Annotated in this window: 15 protein-coding genes and 3 tRNA genes; 10 read left to right on the top strand and 8 right to left on the bottom strand. The window is 30.7% G+C overall.

From position 1 onward, the window contains the following. Position 1: 1 nt before the first annotated feature. Positions 2-889 (bottom strand): thioesterase domain-containing protein, encoded by an 888-nt coding sequence (locus tag NZD85_RS12650; RefSeq protein ID WP_171621970.1) that lies wholly within the window; start codon positions 887-889, stop codon positions 2-4. A gap of 4 nt (positions 890-893) precedes the next feature. Then, positions 894-1223 carry a hypothetical protein gene (locus tag NZD85_RS12645; RefSeq protein ID WP_171621969.1) on the bottom strand — a complete coding sequence of 110 codons (330 nt, stop codon included), beginning with the start codon at positions 1221-1223 and terminating at the stop codon, positions 894-896. A gap of 143 nt (positions 1224-1366) precedes the next feature. On the opposite strand from NZD85_RS12645, the gene NZD85_RS12640 reads away from it, so the two are divergent. The 3 genes from NZD85_RS12640 (at position 1367) to NZD85_RS12630 (ending at position 1657) form a co-directional block, all read left to right on the top strand. Further along, positions 1367-1439 (top strand) — tRNA-Gly (locus tag NZD85_RS12640). 33 nt (positions 1440-1472) lie between these two features. Beyond that, positions 1473-1556: transfer RNA gene (locus NZD85_RS12635), tRNA-Leu, on the top strand. A 28-nt stretch (positions 1557-1584) separates the two neighbouring features. Beyond that, positions 1585-1657: transfer RNA gene (locus tag NZD85_RS12630), tRNA-Gly, on the top strand. A gap of 126 nt (positions 1658-1783) precedes the next feature. On the opposite strand, the gene NZD85_RS12625 is transcribed toward NZD85_RS12630, so the two are convergent. Next, complete coding sequence (locus NZD85_RS12625) at positions 1784-2095, bottom strand: DUF3817 domain-containing protein (protein WP_171621968.1); 312 nt, start codon at positions 2093-2095, stop codon at positions 1784-1786. A gap of 154 nt (positions 2096-2249) precedes the next feature. Here NZD85_RS12625 and NZD85_RS12620 point away from each other — a divergent pair, with 154 nt between their 5' ends. Both NZD85_RS12620 and NZD85_RS12615 read left to right on the top strand, forming a co-directional pair. Beyond that, complete coding sequence (locus tag NZD85_RS12620; protein WP_260542134.1) at positions 2250-3830, top strand: BamA/TamA family outer membrane protein; 1581 nt, start codon at positions 2250-2252, stop codon at positions 3828-3830. A 224-nt stretch (positions 3831-4054) separates the two neighbouring features. Beyond that, positions 4055-5248: a C1 family peptidase gene (locus NZD85_RS12615; RefSeq protein WP_260542132.1), complete on the top strand. Its 1194-nt coding sequence runs from the start codon at positions 4055-4057 to the stop codon at positions 5246-5248. 46 nt (positions 5249-5294) lie between these two features. On the opposite strand, the gene NZD85_RS12610 is transcribed toward NZD85_RS12615, so the two are convergent. Then, positions 5295-5690, bottom strand: coding sequence for a protease inhibitor I42 family protein (locus tag NZD85_RS12610; RefSeq protein WP_260542130.1), 396 nt, complete (start codon positions 5688-5690; stop codon positions 5295-5297). Positions 5691-5791: 101 nt separating this feature from the next. On the opposite strand from NZD85_RS12610, the gene NZD85_RS12605 reads away from it, so the two are divergent. From NZD85_RS12605 to NZD85_RS12590, 4 genes are all read left to right on the top strand, one after another. Next, positions 5792-7360, top strand: coding sequence for an NAD(P)/FAD-dependent oxidoreductase (locus NZD85_RS12605; RefSeq protein ID WP_260542128.1), 1569 nt, complete (start codon positions 5792-5794; stop codon positions 7358-7360). Between the two features lie 70 nt (positions 7361-7430). Further along, positions 7431-7637 carry a hypothetical protein gene (locus NZD85_RS12600; RefSeq protein ID WP_221411925.1) on the top strand — a complete coding sequence of 69 codons (207 nt, stop codon included), beginning with the start codon at positions 7431-7433 and terminating at the stop codon, positions 7635-7637. After that, positions 7637-8014 carry a fluoride efflux transporter CrcB gene (gene crcB, locus NZD85_RS12595; protein ID WP_225541155.1) on the top strand — a complete coding sequence of 126 codons (378 nt, stop codon included), beginning with the start codon at positions 7637-7639 and terminating at the stop codon, positions 8012-8014. Before NZD85_RS12600 ends, crcB begins: the two co-directional genes overlap by 1 nt. 78 nt (positions 8015-8092) lie before the next feature. Then, positions 8093-11005, top strand: a complete 2913-nt coding sequence (locus tag NZD85_RS12590) for a M16 family metallopeptidase (RefSeq protein ID WP_260542124.1) — start codon at positions 8093-8095, stop codon at positions 11003-11005. Positions 11006-11093: 88 nt separating this feature from the next. Here the strand turns inward: NZD85_RS12590 and NZD85_RS12585 are convergent, their stop codons facing one another. The 3 genes from NZD85_RS12585 to NZD85_RS12575 all read right to left on the bottom strand — a co-directional run bounded on the left by NZD85_RS12585 (position 11094) and on the right by NZD85_RS12575 (position 13848). Next, the gene (locus NZD85_RS12585; protein WP_260542122.1) at positions 11094-12275 is read right to left on the bottom strand and encodes a helix-hairpin-helix domain-containing protein; all 1182 of its coding nucleotides are present in this window, start codon (positions 12273-12275) and stop codon (positions 11094-11096) included. Positions 12276-12411: 136 nt separating this feature from the next. Further along, positions 12412-12633 (bottom strand): PspC family transcriptional regulator, encoded by a 222-nt coding sequence (locus tag NZD85_RS12580; protein WP_171621958.1) that lies wholly within the window; start codon positions 12631-12633, stop codon positions 12412-12414. After that, positions 12634-13848, bottom strand: coding sequence for a DUF2851 family protein (locus NZD85_RS12575; RefSeq protein ID WP_260542118.1), 1215 nt, complete (start codon positions 13846-13848; stop codon positions 12634-12636). A gap of 125 nt (positions 13849-13973) precedes the next feature. On the opposite strand from NZD85_RS12575, the gene NZD85_RS12570 reads away from it, so the two are divergent. Then, positions 13974-15326, top strand: a complete 1353-nt coding sequence (locus tag NZD85_RS12570; RefSeq protein WP_260542116.1) for a gliding motility protein GldB-related protein — start codon at positions 13974-13976, stop codon at positions 15324-15326. 72 nt (positions 15327-15398) lie between these two features. Here the strand turns inward: NZD85_RS12570 and uvrA are convergent, their stop codons facing one another. Then, positions 15399-18224 (bottom strand): excinuclease ABC subunit UvrA, encoded by a 2826-nt coding sequence (gene uvrA, locus NZD85_RS12565; protein WP_260542114.1) that lies wholly within the window; start codon positions 18222-18224, stop codon positions 15399-15401. Between the last annotated feature and the right edge of the window lie 40 nt (positions 18225-18264).

Below are 18264 nucleotides of genomic sequence, written 5' to 3'. Positions count from 1 at the left end.
ACTAATTCAACATCCAATCAACTAAACTTTCCTTCTCTACTATATTCCAAGAATGCGGATGTTTCTGACCATTTGCTCTAAAGCCTCTATTCTCCGTTTCAATAAACTCTACACTCTTCGCTCCAATTGCTTTCAAATGCGAAGCCATTTTTTTTAATTTAAAAGCATTCAAATCTTCATAAGTTCTATTTCTATTCGAACTTTGCCACTCTATATCTGGCTCACAATATAATCTTATCTTAATATTTTTTAAAAATTGAATATTCTTATTAGAATTTTTAGACATTAAATAGGGTGAATAATACTCGTAGTTCTGAATCGAATCTTCTGGAGCACCTAATTCTTTATTAAAAAGCTCGATTAAAAATTTGCCTTCTTCTACCGCAGCTTTACTTACATTCTCTTCAATATCCTTTTTTGCACTTTTATATAATTCTTCTAAATCAATTGGAGAATCGACTACAAAAACACCTTTAGGCTGGATACTATTTTGTTCTTTCATCAGTTCATTTCCTATCAACATTGCTACATTCCCTCCACTCGAAAATCCTCCTATATAAAGGTTAACTTTATTTAATTGATGTTGATTTAATATATCAATCAGTCGAGTTATTATATTTTTTTTCTCCTGATCGGATAAATATAATTTTTGGTTAAAATTAAATAACAAAGTCGTAATTCCTTGCTGGTCTATATGTTTTATAAATTTCGCTTCTTGTTTTGTATGTTCTATATCACAAGGAAAACAAGGAAATAAAATCAACAAAGCTTTTTGGTTTGATGCAATTTTCAACTCGTAATCTAACTCTTTACTCACTTTTGTTTCTATCACAGATTGTTTACAACTAAATGCTACGTAAGCAAACAGGAATACGAAAAGCAACTTCATAATTTTAAATTGTTTCATTATTCGCTACAAACTCATTAACAATTGTTCTCAAACTTTTATTCAAATCAAGGTCTACAATATCTTTTATAGACATCAAACTCTCAACTTTCCATGCATCATTTGTTAAAGAATAGGTTTCTAATTTAGAAATTAAACGATGATAAAAAATTTCCTCTCCTATTTCATATTCAAGTTTACCTATAAATTCTTCTAAAGTTGTTGAAGGTTCTGACCAATCATTTTCGGCATCAAAAAGTTTTACAGCTACAATAAAATCATTTTTTGATTTGAAATTATTTCGCTCAATTAAGTTAAATAAATCTTCAAATGTCATTCAAATTATATTTTAAACTAATTTCTAAAAAAAAATCAACAAGTCAAATGTTTCAAAATTAATTTATTAGAAAAAAGTTATAAAATTTATTCTAAAAACACTTGCAAAAGTGGTTTTATTGACCTTATATTTGCACTCACAACGCGGGAATAGCTCAATTGGTAGAGCGTCAGCCTTCCAAGCTGAATGTTGCGAGTTCGAGTCTCGTTTCCCGCTCTTTGAAATATTAGATTCAAAAAATCAAATTTTGCCTTGGTGGTGGAATTGGTAGACACGCAGGACTTAAAATCCTGTGTCCATTAGGACGTGCGGGTTCAAGTCCCGCCTGAGGTACTTTTTTAATTTGATTTTTATAATGTATGCGGGAATAGCTCAATTGGTAGAGCGTCAGCCTTCCAAGCTGAATGTTGCGAGTTCGAGTCTCGTTTCCCGCTCAACAAAAGCCAAAGATTATTTATAGTCTTTGGCTTTTTTATTTTAAACTTTTTATTTGCACATAAAAAAAACCTCATCAAATAAAGGTTTGATAAGGTTTTAATTATTTTTCAATACGTATCGAACTAAATTTCTTGTTCAGCTAACATTTGTTTGTATTTTTTTCCTTCGATAAATTTTTTCTCTGCCCAAATTGTTCCTCCTGGAATAATTGCTGCAACAAAAAAGATCCAGAAAATTTTCATCGACCAATTGTATTTTTCCTTTAATATGTACAACAATATAATATAAGCAATAAAAAGTCCTCCGTGTACTCTTCCTGCGTGCGTTACCCAAGTCGGGTCATCCCAAATATATTTCATTGGCATGGCTATAAAGAATAAAATAATTGCAGAAAGTGCTTCTAAGTACCCCGTTATTTTAAATAATTTCAACATTCATCTTAAATTTGAGCCAAAAATAAACTGATTTTTTTAGATTTTAGCTATTACTTATCAATAAAACAAATACTTAACTTTTAATTTATACGTTATTACAAACAATATGCGATATTTTGTTCACATTATTTTTCTTTTATTCACATCTATTCTTGTGTTTGCACAAGAAAAAAAATTACAATTTTATCGATACAATGATGAAACAAAATCATATACAAAAGATTTTGAAAGTAAAAACCTCGATTCTTCTTTAGACTCACTTCAAAAAAATGGTTACTATACTTTAACGATTGATTCCATCAAAAATGAGAAAATCTATTTGAACAAAGGGAAAAACTACCAAACAATTTGGGTGAAAAACAATGATTTATTTGAGAATAAAAATGATTATTTTCCAACCAATAATTTAGATTCTATTCTGAATAAATTGGCCAAGCCAAACATTAATGAAGGTTATCCCTTTGCACAAATAAAACTTGTTCCAAATGGTTTTCAACAAAGTGAGCAACGAATAGAATTGCTATTAAACAAAGGGAAGCAACGAACAATTGATGGTGTAAAATTAATTGAATATGAAAAATTATCAAAAGGTTATTTGCGTCATGGACTTAACATCAAAAATGGAGAAATTTACAGTGAACAGAAATTAGCATCTATTTCTACTTTAATGCAGCAAACCAATTATATTGCAGAAGTACAACAGCCACAAACCTTATTCAAACCAGATTCTACGATCTTATATTTGTATCCGAAAAAGATTAGTTCCAATTATTTTGATGGTGTTTTAGGTTTTGGAACAGATGATAATGGTGATTTCAAATTAAACGGAAACGTACAACTTTCGTTGAATAACGTGTTTAATAGTTTAGAAGAAATTCGATTAAATTGGATTGGAACTGCCAACAAAAACACATCACTAAATATCGGTGTTAAAGTACCTTATCTATTCAAATCTCCGATTGGTTCTGAAACTAATTTCAAACTTTTCAAACAAGATTCTGTCTTTGTAAATGTAGATTTTTCGGAACGCTTGTTTTATCAACTCAACCTCAATTCAACTATTGGTGTAAGTGGAATGGTGCAAACTTCGAACTTTTTATTAGAAGATGATTCGTATCTAAAATCGAGCTATGATGATTATTCTAAAACAGGAATTGGTTTGAGTTATAATTATTTTTTAAAACACCCTTTTCGTTTGATGGAAGGAAAATCGATGTTAGATGTTGCGGTAAATTCGATTCGTAAAAAGGAAAAGAATTTTTCGTGGACAGAAGAAATTGATAATAAAACGGTAAACCAAATTGAAATAGGGCTGAAGACCTTTCGCTTATTCGAATTAACTGACAAACACTACATCAAAACTGGTGCAGAATTTAGAGGTTTACTCACGAAAGACGATGATTTTTCTGAAAACGAATTGTATAGAATTGGTGGTTTTGGAAGTTTTAGAGGCTTCAATGAAGAAAGTATTACCGCCAATATGTATGGTTTTCTGAATGTCGATTATCGTTTTGTTCCAAGTGAAGCTTTCTACATTGGTTTATTTGCTGACTATGGTTTTATTGATAACAAACGTGCAAACCTAAATACCTCTTTGTTAAGTTTCGGAACTGGAATTTCATTTTTAACGAAAATGGGTATTTTCAATTTGAGTTACGCCGTAGGAAAAACAGACGAAACCTCTTTCGATTTCAAAGAATCTAAAATCCATTTTGGAATTTTAAGTCAGTTTTAGTTATTTATAATATTCATCAACAAAATTTAATTACAAACAAGCCTGTTTTACCTTTCCCGAGGACTCAGTTGATTACAAACAAGGTTGTTTTAGCTTAACAAATGTATTGTGTGAATGGATACTAAGAAGTTTTATTAAAAAAACTTTAAATTTTTATAGGTTTATTGTTAACATTTTCGTGAAATTAGCTACTTATAAAAAACTCACACAAAATAATTTTAAAAATGCGTAAAATTTTTTATCCAATTTTCGCTTCAGCAGTAATGCTTGCAAGTGCTCAATTGGTATCTGCACAAGACAACTTAGTTAATGCCTTAAACAAAAATGTTAGTGAAAATAGTAAAGAAGCTTTTCAATTTACAGATGTTATCAATTTAGCTAAAACGCCAGTAGAAAATCAAGGATCTTCAGGAACTTGTTGGTCATATTCAGGAAATTCTTTCTTCGAATCAGAAATGATCAGAATGGGAAAACAACCTATTCAATTGTCTTCTATTTTCAATGCAAGAAATACATACGTTGAAAAAGGAAAACAATATGTACGCATGCATGGTGCTACAACTTTAGGAGATGGAGGATCTTTCTTTGATGTTTTAAACACGATCAAAAAATATGGAGCTGTTCCTACAGAAGTTTACACAGGCTTAAATTACGGAACAAAAATTAACCAATTTGGTGAAATGGCTGCCATACAAGAAGGAGTATTAAAAGCTGTTGTTTCTAATCCAAATGGAAAATTAACTCCTAATTGGGAAAAAGCATACACAGCTGTTTTAGATAGTTATTTAGGAACATATCCGTCTGAATTTACGTACAACGGGAAAAAATATACACCGCGTACATTTGCAGATCAAGTGGTAGGAATTAATCCAAACGATTATGTTGCGATTACATCGTTCAAAGAGCATTCGTATTACAAACCATTTGTATTGGCGATTCCTGATAACTGGGCATACGAAGCTTTTTACAATGTTCCGATGACAGAAATGACGGATAATATTGATTATGCTTTAAAAAATGGATTTACTGTAGCTTGGGCGACGGATGTTTCTGAGAAAGGATTTAGCTGGAAAAATGGAATTGCTTATGTTCCTGAAATTGATTTTGCTGATATGACTTCAACACAAAAAGCAGAAATGTTCAAAGGTCCTAAAGCAGAAAAAGTAATTACAGAAGACATGCGTCAAGCGGCTTTCGATGATTACCAAACGACTGATGACCATGGAATGCACATTGTTGGAATTGCAAAAGATCAAAACGGAAAAGACTATTACATCGTTAAAAATTCTTGGGGATTAACAAACGACTACGAAGGATATCTTTATGTAACAAAAGCTTATGTTCAGTATAAAACAACAAATATTTTAGTTCACAAAAACGGTGTTCAAAAACAAACATTGAAAAAATTAGGAATTTAATTACTAATCTCATCATAAGTAAGAAAAGCTTCTATTGGAGCTTTTCTTATTTTACATTAAATGTAAGTTGTTTTGTATTGGATGGAGCATCTTTCTCCCAGCCTCTTTTGTAATCAAACTGTATTGTACACTCTCCTTTACTACCAGCTATCACTGTATATACATTTTTACTTGGTACGCCTACCATTCCTTCTTGCTGTTTTTTTACATTCGACTTATCAACAATTTTTACACTACAACCATCAGGTTCTGTAGTAAACCAATCGTATCCAGTAGAAGGATTAGAAGTCTCTTCTAATTTTATTTGATCTCCTACATTTAAATTGATTGTTTTGGCATTTTCGACTGTATCCAAATTGATTGTTTTCTCATTATTTATATTCGCTGCACAAGCCATTAACAAGGTTGAACTTCCTAATAAGAGTAAAGTTTTTTTAATCATAATTTATCGTTTTGATTATTTTTTTTTATAAAACAGTTACAAAGCTATTCAACTAAGCGCTTTTTCAACTAATTTTGTGTTTTATTTTTTAGTCAATAATTATGCCTCAAAATGTAACTATTCGTATTTCTCCTGCAGAAGCAGCAAATGAAAATATTTTAAAACAACGTTTAGCATCTGCCGTTAAAACTAAACCCGAGAATATCAATGCTTATCAAATCATTCGTCGCTCATTAGATGCGCGAAGTCGAAATATTATCACTCAATTACAAGTTAATGTTTTTATCAATGAAGATTTTTCGGATGCTTTCGAGTTTCATCCAAATCTTCAGAATGTAGAGAATAAACACGAAGTTTATATTGCTGGTGCTGGTCCAGCTGGATTATTTGCTGCATTAGAATTAATTGAGCAAGGTTTAAAGCCTATCATCATCGAACGTGGAAAAAATGTTCGTGATCGTCGTCGCGACTTAGCTGCAATGAACAAGGAAGGAAAAGTAAATCCTGAATCTAACTATTGTTATGGTGAAGGTGGAGCTGGAACTTATTCGGACGGAAAATTATATACACGTTCTACAAAACGTGGAAATATTCTGAAATCTCTACAATGGTTTGTACATTTTGGCGCAACAGAACGCATTTTACAAGAAGCTCATCCTCATATCGGAACCAATAAATTACCAGGAATTATCGCCAACATGCGCGAAGCAATTATCGAATGTGGTGGAGAGGTTTGGTTTGATACAAAACTAACGGATATTCTTATCGAGAATAATCAAATTAAAGGAATTGAAATTAATCACGATAAGAAAATTAAAACATCATCGCTTATTTTAGCAACAGGACATTCGGCTCGTGATATTTTCAATATGTTGAATGAAAAGAATGTTTTAATTGAAGCTAAACCATTTGCATTAGGCGTTCGTGTAGAACATCATCAAAGTTTGATTGACTCTGCTCAATACCATTGTCCAATTGAAAATCAACGCAACGAATTACTTCCCCCAGCATCCTATTCATTAGTTTCGCAAGAAGCCGGTCGTGGTGTTTTCTCTTTTTGTATGTGTCCTGGTGGAATTATTGCGCCTGCTTCTACAGATGAAGGAGAATTGGTCGTAAATGGTTGGTCGCCATCTAAACGAGATGGTTTTTTTGCTAATTCGGGAATGGTTGTAACAGTTGATGAAAAAGATTTTGCAAAATATGGATTTACTGGACCTTTGGCTGGAATGAAATTTCAACAAATGGTAGAACAAAAAGCATGGCAAGCAGGTGGAGGAAAACTAAAAGCTCCTGCTCAACGAATGACTGATTTTGTTTCAGGAAAATTATCAAATTCGTTAAATGACTGCTCATATTTACCAGGTTTAACATCAGGATTATTAAGCGATGTTTTACCAAAAGAAGTTCATCAATCATTACAATTAGGTTTCCAAACATTTGGTAAAAAAATGAATGGTTACTATACCGAAAATGCAAATATTGTGGCAACAGAATCCAGAACTTCTTCACCTGTTCGTATTCCGAGAAATGAAGAAACCTTAGAACATACGCAGGTTGCAGGATTATTTCCTTGCGCTGAAGGTGCAGGTTATGCGGGTGGAATTATTTCTGCCGCCATGGACGGAGCAAAAGTTGCAATTGCTGTGAAGAATTTTATCGAAAAATAGTTTTATATTTAATACTCAAAATAAAATACAGATGTCAAGCTGAACTTGTTTTAGCTTCGCATCTTTAGAAATGATGAATTTAGAAAAAGTAAATAATCTCAAATTTTTATTGATTTCAATAGCGCTGATTTTAATAGGTTATTCAATCAACTTAATCGGTTGGAATATTGGAACAATTACAATTGTTTATTTTGGATTAGGTTTATTCTTTTTAGGAATTATTTCATTCATCATTTTACTATATTTAGCTTTGATTAAAATTGTAAACAGAATTTAATGAATCTTTTAAAATCTATACTATTTGTTGGTTTAGGTGGCGCTTTTGGTAGTGTTGCAAGATTTTTAATTTCATACGGAATCGGAAAATATTATTCACAACCATTTCCGTTGGCTACATTTTTGACAAATAGTATTGGTTGCTTTTTGATTGGTATTTTGTACGCTTATTCAATTAAGAATAATATAGGAAATACGTATTTCAATTTTTTATTCATCACCGGTTTTTGTGGAGGATTTACTACTTTTTCAAGTTTTTCATATGAAAATTTCAACTTAATTCAACAACAAAACGTAATGACATCCCTTGTTTACATTTTATCAAGTGTTGTCATTGGAATTTTTTTTACACTAATTGGATTTAGGCTTATAAAATAAATCATTATCAACATATTATATTTTTCTTTATGGTAGATAATAAAAAAATCTTATTTTTAAGAAATATAAAATTATCACATGAGGAAATCTTTTCTATTTTGCGGAATTATGTTTACTTCCGTTTTAACTTATGCACAATTAAAGACTGTGAAAAAAACAGACAACAAAGGATATACCTACGAAATGGTAGAAAATGATCCTTCTAATACAAGAATCTATACCTTAAAAAATGGTTTAAAAATTTATTTAGCTCAAATAAAAGACGAACCAAGAATTCAAACACATATTGCTGTAAAAACAGGTTCTAACAACGATCCAGAAGACAACACTGGTTTGGCTCATTATTTAGAACACATGGTTTTTAAAGGAACTTCGAAAATTGGAACTCAAAACTGGGCTGCAGAACAACCTTTGATCCAACAAATTTCTGATTTATATGAGCAGCATAAAGCAGAAAAAGATCCAGCTAATAAAATCGAGCTTTATAAAAAAATCGATCAAGTTTCGCAAGAAGCATCTAAATATGCTGTAGCAAATGAGTACGATAAATTAATTTCATCGCTTGGAGCTTCAGGCACAAATGCACACACTTCTTTAGAGGAAACAATTTACCATAATAATATTCCGAACAACGAATTAGAAAAATGGTTAAAAGTAGAATCAGAACGTTTTAACGAATTAGTTTTACGTTTATTTCATACAGAATTAGAAGCTGTTTATGAAGAATTTAATCGTTCGCAAGATAATGACGGACGTTTAGTTTTCTATAAAATGATGGAAACATTGTTCCCAAAATCGCATTACGGAACACAAACAACAATTGGAACTTCAGAGCATTTAAAGAATCCTTCAATGGTGGCAATTCATAATTATTTTGATAAATATTATGTTGCGAGTAATATGGCAGTTCTATTAATTGGAGATTTTGATTTTGATACAGCTGTTCCGATGATTGATAAATATTTCGGAAATTATGCTACAAAACCGGCTCCTACACAATATGTAGCAAAAGAAGAGCCAATCAAAACAATCGTAACAAGTGAAGTGTTCAGTCCATCTTCAGAGAGTGTACAGTTTGCTTACCGTTTTAATGGTGCAAATAGTTCTGATGCTAAATATGTTACGCTAATTGATTACATTTTGAGTAATTCTACTGCAGGATTAATCGATTTAAATATCAATCAACAACAAAAAACATTAGGTGCAAGTAGTTCTTCTTCTTTCTTTAGAGATTACGGAATGCATTCTTTTTCTGGATCACCAAAACAAGGTCAAAATTTAGAAGAAGTTCGTGATTTATTAATCACTCAAATCGAGAAAATTAAAAAAGGGGAATTCGATGATTGGATGATTGAGGCTGTTACGAATGATTTGAGAAAGTCGCGTATGAAAAGTTGGGAAAACTCACGTTCGTTAGCTGCAAGTTTATACAAATCGTACATTAATGACATTCCTTGGGCGAAAGTTGTGGATCAATACGATGAAATGAGTCGTGTTACGAAGCAAGAATTAATGGATTTTGCGAAGAAAAATTACACTGATAATTATGTAATTGTTTACAAACGTCAAGGTGAAAACAAAAACTTAGTTCGTGTATCGAATCCTGGTATTACACCAATTCAATTAAATCGTGATGCTGAATCTACTTGGTACAAAGACTTTATGAACATCAAATCGAGTGAGATTAAACCAGTTTTTGTTGATTTCAAAAAAGAATTGAAGGAAGGAAAAATCAACAATACAAAGTTTACTTCAATCCAAAATAAAACAAATGATATCAGTTCTGTTTACTACATCGCTGATATGGGATCTGATAATAACAAGAAACTTGGTTTAGCGATTAATTATTTAAACTACTTAGGAACTTCTAAATATTCACCAGAAAACTTAAAAAAAGAGTTTTACAAAATTGGAATTGATTATGGTGTGAATACAGGAACTGAGAGAACTTCTGTTTATATCACAGGTTTACAAAAGAATTTAACAAGTGGTATCAAATTATTCGAACATCTTTTAAGTGATGCTGTTGCTACTAATGAATCGTACCAAGAGTATGTAAATAAAATATTGAAATCAAGAGAAAATTCTAAAAAGAATAAAAATGTGATTTCATCTATGTTGAATACGTATGCTCAATATGGACCAGACAATCGTTCGCGAGATATTATTTCTGAAGCAGATTTGAAAGCAATTGATCCGAAAGAATTAACACAAATCATTAAAGATTTCTTTAATTACAAGCATCAAATTTTCTACTACGGAAATAATGAAGCTGAAACGAAAAAAGCAATTGAACAAAATCATAATTTCGGGAAGAATTTAGATTATCCAAAGAAAAAAATATATCCTCAACCAGCGACCGATGGTAAAGTATATTTTGCACCTTACGACATGGTACAGTCGGAAATTAATTTCTTTGCACGCGACTCTAAATACGATCCAACGTTATTAACATCAACCGGAATTTTCAATGAATATTTTGGTGGAGGTTTATCATCTATTGTTTTCCAAGAAATTCGCGAATCTAAATCTTTGGCTTATTCAGCTGGATCTTTTTACATCAATGCGAACAAAAAAGATAATTACAACTATGTGAGAGCGGTAATTGGTACACAAGCAAACAAATTACCACAAGCTGTTGATGCTATGAAAGAGTTAATGAATAATATGCCAAAAGCAGAAAATCAATTCAATAATTCGAAGCAAGCAGCGCTTAAGCAAATCGCTACAAGTCGCTACACAAAAGCAAATGTATTCTTTTATTGGCTGTCTTTACAAGATAGAGGTCTTAACTATGATATCAACAAAGATATTTACGAGCAAACATCTAAATTAACATTAGATCAATTGGATCAATTTTTCCAAAAACACATCAAAGGTCAGAAATTCAATGTAGGTTTAATCGGTAAAAAAGACAACTTAGATTGGAATGCTGTTCAAAAATTAGGTGATGTTAAAGAATTAACATTAGAAGAATTGTTTAACTATTAATCTTGTATTCAATTATAAAATCAATAAACGCGTTTAGGAAATCCTACAACGCGTTTATTTTAATTAACAACTTACTCTTAATGAATATCTAATCGAAAATTAAATAAGGTTCAATCTCATTAAACTTTTCTTCACTAATCGCATAACATTTTTTCAATGTTTTTGCATCCTTAAACTTACCTCCTAACGAACGTTTAAATTTTAAAATTGTGTTGACTTGTTGTTCCGTAAAGCCCAGTTTTATCCAATCTTCATGATTCAAATTATTCGGATTAAACTTTTCTGTTAACTCAATTTTTTCAACTTTATTTTCTACTTTTGGTAATTCAGCTTTATATTCAACATTAGTTGGTAAATCAATATAAGGTTCCATTTCTTGATACTTTTCATCCGAAATTATATAGCATTTTTTTATTTGCTCTTTGGTTTTAAACTGACCACCCAAAATGGTTTTATATTTCAAAATAGAAATTGCTTGTTTTGACGAAAATCCTAACTTTTGCCAATCTTTTTCCGAATAATTATTTGGATTAAATTTAATATACTGAATATTTTTTCCAATTTGTTTACTTGATAATTTTTCGTCTTCTTTTGATTTTTCAGGCAATAAAATATAAGCGTTCATTTCTGCATATTTCTCATCATCAATCACAAAACATTTTCTAATTTGTTCTTTTGAAGTAAATTTTCCACCAATAATTTGTTTGTATTTCATAATTGTTTCAGCCTGTTTTGGAGAAAAACCAAGCTTTTCCCAACCTTGTTGAGGCAAATCATTCGGGTTAAAATTCTTATAAACAACTTTAGTTTTTGAAAATGTATAATCAATAAAATTTGATTTAGATTGTGTAGGTAAAAGAATAAACGGAGATAGTTCCCTGTACTTTTCTTCATCAATCACATAACACTTTTTGATTTGCTCTTTTGAGGTAAATTCACCCCCAACTATTCCTTTATATTTAATAATAACCTCAGCTTGACGTTCAGAAAACCCAAGACTCATCCAACCTTCCAAAGACAAATCATTTGGATTAAAAGGTTTTAGCGAATCTTTTAATTTATTTACAGAAGTTGTATTAAAAGCATAATTCTTAGAAGATATTTGATATTTAGCCAACAATACTTTATCCGCTTCTGTTAATTCATAAGTTTCTTTTTGGACTGAAATATGCTGAAAAATTTCAAACAATAAAATCAATACAAATAACAAATACAACCCAAATCGCTGTGATTTATTTAAATAAAAAGTAGACTTTTTCAAATATTTCATTTTAGTCAGAAAAGAGATGAAAAAAATTATATATCACACCCTTACATTATCATTAAAAATGATATAACATTCAAATATTTAGCAAGTTAAGAAGAATAAAATAAATTATAGGTTTTAAATATTTGTAAATAACAAATTACAAATCAAAGACTGATTTTCGTTTGATAATAAAACAATCTTTTACCCAAAAAAAGAACAACATCATAAAATAGCCAACAAACGCTAAACCAAAAGTCGCGAAAGCTAAATAGATAAAAATAAATCGTAATTTAGCAACACGAACACCTATTTTATCTGCAAATCTCGAAATAACATTAAACCATTCTCTTTCTGCAAAATTTCTTATTTGATCTTTCATTTAACGTAAAATTTGTTGTCCGATAGCGCAATTTAAACATTTTTTCTCGGAGCAATATCTTTTTTTGAGTTGAATTAATTGTTGTGAATCTTTCGCGGTTTTATTTTCAAAGCCAATGCGTTCAAATTCATTCAAAATCGAATTATTTTCGGGATCCATTTCATTTAACAAATCAAGGTAAAAATCAATTTCAACTTCATCTTTTTGTCGCTCGAATGCATATCGTATTGGGATAATTGTATTAATCAACAAATTATTTATTTTGTCTTTTGAAAGATTTTTGAGTTGAAATTTAGATTCGTTTTTAAATGTATAATGTGTGTTCCAAAAAGAATTCAATTCTTGTTTGTCAAAAATTTTATAAAATTCTTTTAAATTTTTAGGTTGAATAATTACTGAAAATAAACTTAAATATTGCGTATAAATTGCGGCCAATTGCGCCAATCGAATAGTAGGAAAGCCTATTGGTCGCATTTTAGAAAAACGAAATAAACTATTTTCAATTGCTTGGATTTGATATTTATTTTTCAGAAAATTATATTCTTTTTTTAATTGATTAAAATATGCATTTTCATAATCTTCTTCCAAAAAACCTGCTTGTCCAAAAAATAAAGCCTCTACTTTTAACGCATCAAATTGTATCTTTTGCAACACGTTAAATGGAAAAGAATTTGACCACAATTCAAACGTTTCTACATTCACTTTTAAACCAAAATTTTTAGCTAAACTTTTGAACAATGTTTCTTCCCAATTCGAATTATTTTGCTCTAAAATGTATAAAATATGTGTTGTTTTCTCTTCGAATCGTTCGATTAAAATTCGTTCAAACCAAAAATCAAATTGTTTAAAATCAAGTGTACTTAAAAATTCTTCGCAATAAATTTTATCCAATTTAGAATGAATAATATTTTGATAATTAAAAACAATTTCAGGTTTTACAAAATCTTGTAAAATCAAGGTTTGTACATTTCGTTGGCGTAAAATATCCACTTCACAATCATGGTTCCAAACCACATGTAGAATCACATTTTGGTACGCTAAATCATCTGAATGTTGGTGCGTCAGCCAATCCGACGAGTTTACATGCATTTCTACACTACCAATCCATACTTTATCACCAATAATAATTTCTGCTTCCAAAAAATCTGGTCCTGCATGATGATTCAGTTTTCCAACCTTGATAATTTCAATAAAATCACCATGAAAAGTTTGCAAATTTTGATATAAAAATTGCTTCGAATTCCAAATATAATGTAGAAAAACCTCTTTCATAGGAAAAAGATAAACAGTTTTTTACAAAATTTAATTATAATAAACATTTAAAAATTAAATGTTTACAAATGAAAATAAATTATCTTAGTAACTTATTACTTTTATTACTATTTATGAAAAACTTTATACTTTCATCTGTTACAGCTTATTTCTTCTTTTCCTTTTCTGTAAATGCTCAAAAAGTTTTCACATCAGATGTCGATAATTTTTGGATAGCATATGATAAAATAGCTCAAACTAAAGATTCTGTATTGCAATATAAATATTTGAATGATGAGTATTTATCAAAAGGTACGGAAGGTTTAAAATTAATTAGAGAAACAAGAAATTATACCGAAAAAGATTATATCAATGCAATTAATTCTTATCCTAAATTCTGGAATTCGGTTCGAAAAAACACATTAAAATCTAAAAATATATCAAAAGATTTGAATAAAGGAATTAAAAAACTTCGATTGATTTATCCTGAATTGAAACCCGCTAATATTTACTTTACAATTGGAGCATTACGTACAAATGGGACAATAAAAGATAAAAGTGTTTTGATTGGAAGTGAGTTAGCCATGACGGATAAAAATACAGTTACAGACGAATTTCCTAAAAACCTACGCAACGCAAGACGTGTATATTTTGATAGCGAGCCTATTAATGATTTGGTATTATTAAATGTACATGAATATGTTCATACACAACAAAAGCCATTTGTAGACAATCTTCTTTCTTATGTTATTTACGAAGGTATTGCAGAATTTGTTTCTACAAAAGCAATGAATGTACCGTCCGCAGCTCCCGCTATTGCCTATGGTAAAAATAATAATGAAAAAGTAAGAGCGCGATTCGAACAGGAAATGTTTTATATGAATAACTTATATAAATGGCTTTGGGGAGATTCTCCAAACGAGTTTGGCGTGAGAGATTTGGGATATTATATAGGTTATCAGATAGCTGAAAATTATTACAATCAAGCTGAAAATAAAAAATATGCAATAAAAGAATTAATCGAGTTAGATTATGCAAACAAAACTGTTATTGAAGATTATGTCACTAAATCAAATTATTTTTCTAAATCTTTAGAAGAACTTCAAAAAGATTTTGAAAGCAAAAGACCTACTGTTCTTGAAATAAAACAGTTTAACAATTACAGTAAAAATGTTGATCCCAAAACAAAAGAAATCACAATCAATTTTTCTGAACCTTTAAATGGATTTAATACTGGAGTAGATTATGGTGAATTAGGCGAAGTCGCATTTCCTAAAAGTGATTTCAAGAAAAGATATTGGTCAAATGATAATAAAAGTTGGACAATTCAAGTAGAGTTAGAACCTAATAAAAAATATCAAATCCTAATTTCGAGTAATTTTAGAAATATGAATAATTATCCTCTAAAAAACTATCTGATAGAATTTGAAACTTCTAATTAGGTTTGAATAAGTAAAATCCTTGTCAAGATTTAAAGCTTTGACAAGGATTTTTTATTGTAAATTATATTTTTATTATTTCAATTCGTTTTTCAAGAATTTTCCTGTTACGCTTTTCGGATTATTCGCAATTTCTTCTGGTGTTCCTTCGGCAACAATTTTACCACCTTTTCCACCACCATCAGGACCAATATCTATGACATAATCGGCTAATTTTATGACATCTAAATTATGTTCGATAATGATTACTGTATTTCCAAATTCTACAATTTTATTGATGACTTTCATCAATACATTTACGTCTTCAAAATGTAAACCTGTTGTTGGTTCATCTAAAATATAAATTGTTTTTCCGGTTTGTTTTTTTGCTAATTCTGTCGCCAATTTTACACGTTGTGCTTCTCCTCCACTCAAGGTTGTCGATTGTTGTCCAAGTGTGATATACCCCAAACCAACATCTTGCAACATTTTGACATAACGATAAATTTTCGGAATAGCTTCAAAGAATTCTACGGCTTCATTTACAGTCATCTCCAACACATCCGAAATCGATTTTCCTTTGTAACGTATCTCTAAGGTTTCTCTATTAAAACGTTTACCATTACATGTTTCACACTCGACATGAATATCAGGTAAAAAATTCATTTCTATCACACGCAAACCTGCTCCCTGACAAGTTTCGCAACGACCACCTTTTACATTAAACGAAAAACGTCCAGGTTTGTACCCTCTAATTTTAGCTTCGGGTAAATTGGTGAACAACGAACGAATATCAGAAAAAATTCCTGTGTAGGTTGCAGGATTAGAACGAGGTGTACGACCAATTGGTGATTGATCCACTTCGATTACTTTGTCTAAATGTTCTAAACCTTCAATTTTTTTGTAAGGCATCGGATCTTTTTCTGCACGGAAAAAATGATGATTCAAAATTCGATATAACGTTTCATTAATTAACGTAGATTTCCCACTACCAGAAACTCCAGAAACCACAACCAATTCACCTAATGGAATAGTAAGATTTACTTTTTTTAGATTATTTCCTGAAGCACCAAAAAGTTTTAGGTCGTTTCCATTTCCTTTTCGTCGTTCTTTCGGAACTTCTATTTGTAATTGATTATTTAAATATTTTGAAGTCAATGTATTTGATTTCAACATTTGTTTAGGTTCTCCTTGCCAGACAATTTGACCTCCATTTTTCCCAGCTTTAGGACCAACATCAATTACATAATCAGCTTCTAAAATCATGTCTTTATCATGCTCTACAACCAAAACAGAATTTCCGATATCACGTAATTTTTTTAAAGAATCAATCAAACGAACATTATCACGTTGATGCAAACCAATACTTGGTTCGTCTAAAATATACAAGACATTGACTAACTGAGAACCGATTTGAGTTGCTAAACGAATTCGTTGCGCTTCTCCTCCAGAAAGAGTTTTCGACGAACGATTCAAACTCAAATAATCCAATCCGACATCTAATAAAAATGACAAACGTGTATAAATTTCTTTCAGAATTTCATGCGCAATTTGTTGTTGATTAGCTGACATAGAAGCTGGCGCTTCTTCAATCCATTTCTGTAAAGATTTAAGATCCATTTCGGCAACATCACCAATATTTTTATCATCAATACGAAAGAAAAGAGATTCTTTTTTAAGACGCTTTCCTTCGCAAGTAGGACAAATTACTTTTTTCCCAAACTTTTTGCTGATCGAATTTGAAGAAGGATTATTCTTATCCTCCATGATTTCGGTAAGAAATTCATTTAATCCCTCAAAATCTATTTTATATGTTTTTTTGACTGAAGCAAATTTCAAATCGACGTTTAAGGTTTCTTTCAAACCATTCATCACATCGTCAATTAATTCTTTCGGTAATTTTTTGAAAGCTGTTTTTTGATCGACATTATATTTAACAAAAATAGCCTCTAATTGTTTTTCGATTCGAGAAGAAGTTTTTAAGGCTTCAAATAATTCTTCTAAATTATCAAACAACGATTTCTCTTTATCTTGAAATAATTTTTCGTGATTCACTACTTTCAATTCGCCTAAACCAGTACAAGTTGGACAAGCTCCTTTTGGTGAATTAAACGAAAAAGTATTGGGTTCGGGTAGTGCATATGAAACACCTGTTTTAGCACACATTAATGAACGAGAAAAGAATCGAGATTCGTTTGTTTCGTAATCCAAAACCATTGTAATTCCGTTTCCTTGTTGCATTGCATGATCGATACTTGAGCGTAAACGTTGATCATTCACTTTCTCATTCAAAATCATTTTGTCAACCAACAACTCGATATCATGTGTTTTGTAACGATCTAACATCATTCCTGGCGCAATATCTTGTAACGTACCATCAATGCGCATTTCGAGAAAACCTTTTTTAGAATAAGTCACAAAAACTTCACGGTAATGACCTTTACGAGAACGAACAATTGGTGCCAGAATAGCTATTTTTTTTCCTTCATATTGCGCACGAATCAGTTCAATAATTTGATCATCTGTGTATGCCACCATTTTTTCATTCGTTTCAACAGAATAAGCTGTGGACGCTCTTGCATATAATAAACGAAGAAAATCATAAATTTCTGTAATTGTTCCTACTGTAGAACGCGGATTCTTATTGGTTGTTTTTTGCTCAATTGCAATAACAGGAGACAACCCATCAATTTTATCAACATCTGGACGTTCCAATCCTCCTAAAAATTGACGTGCATAAGCCGAAAATGTTTCAATATAACGACGTTGACCTTCTGCATAAATCGTATCAAAAGCAAGCGAAGATTTCCCACTTCCACTTAATCCTGTGATCACCACAAGCTCGTTGCGAGGAATCTTAACATCAATATTTTTTAGATTATGTTCACGAGCTCCGTAAACTTCAATAAAATCTTTGTCCATGTTTATTTGTAAGATTTGCAAAAGTACAAAAAAAGCCACA

The organism is Empedobacter stercoris (genome assembly GCF_025244765.1).
GTDB classification, from domain to species: domain Bacteria; phylum Bacteroidota; class Bacteroidia; order Flavobacteriales; family Weeksellaceae; genus Empedobacter; species Empedobacter stercoris.
This window is presented reverse-complemented; position numbering and strand designations above follow the sequence as displayed.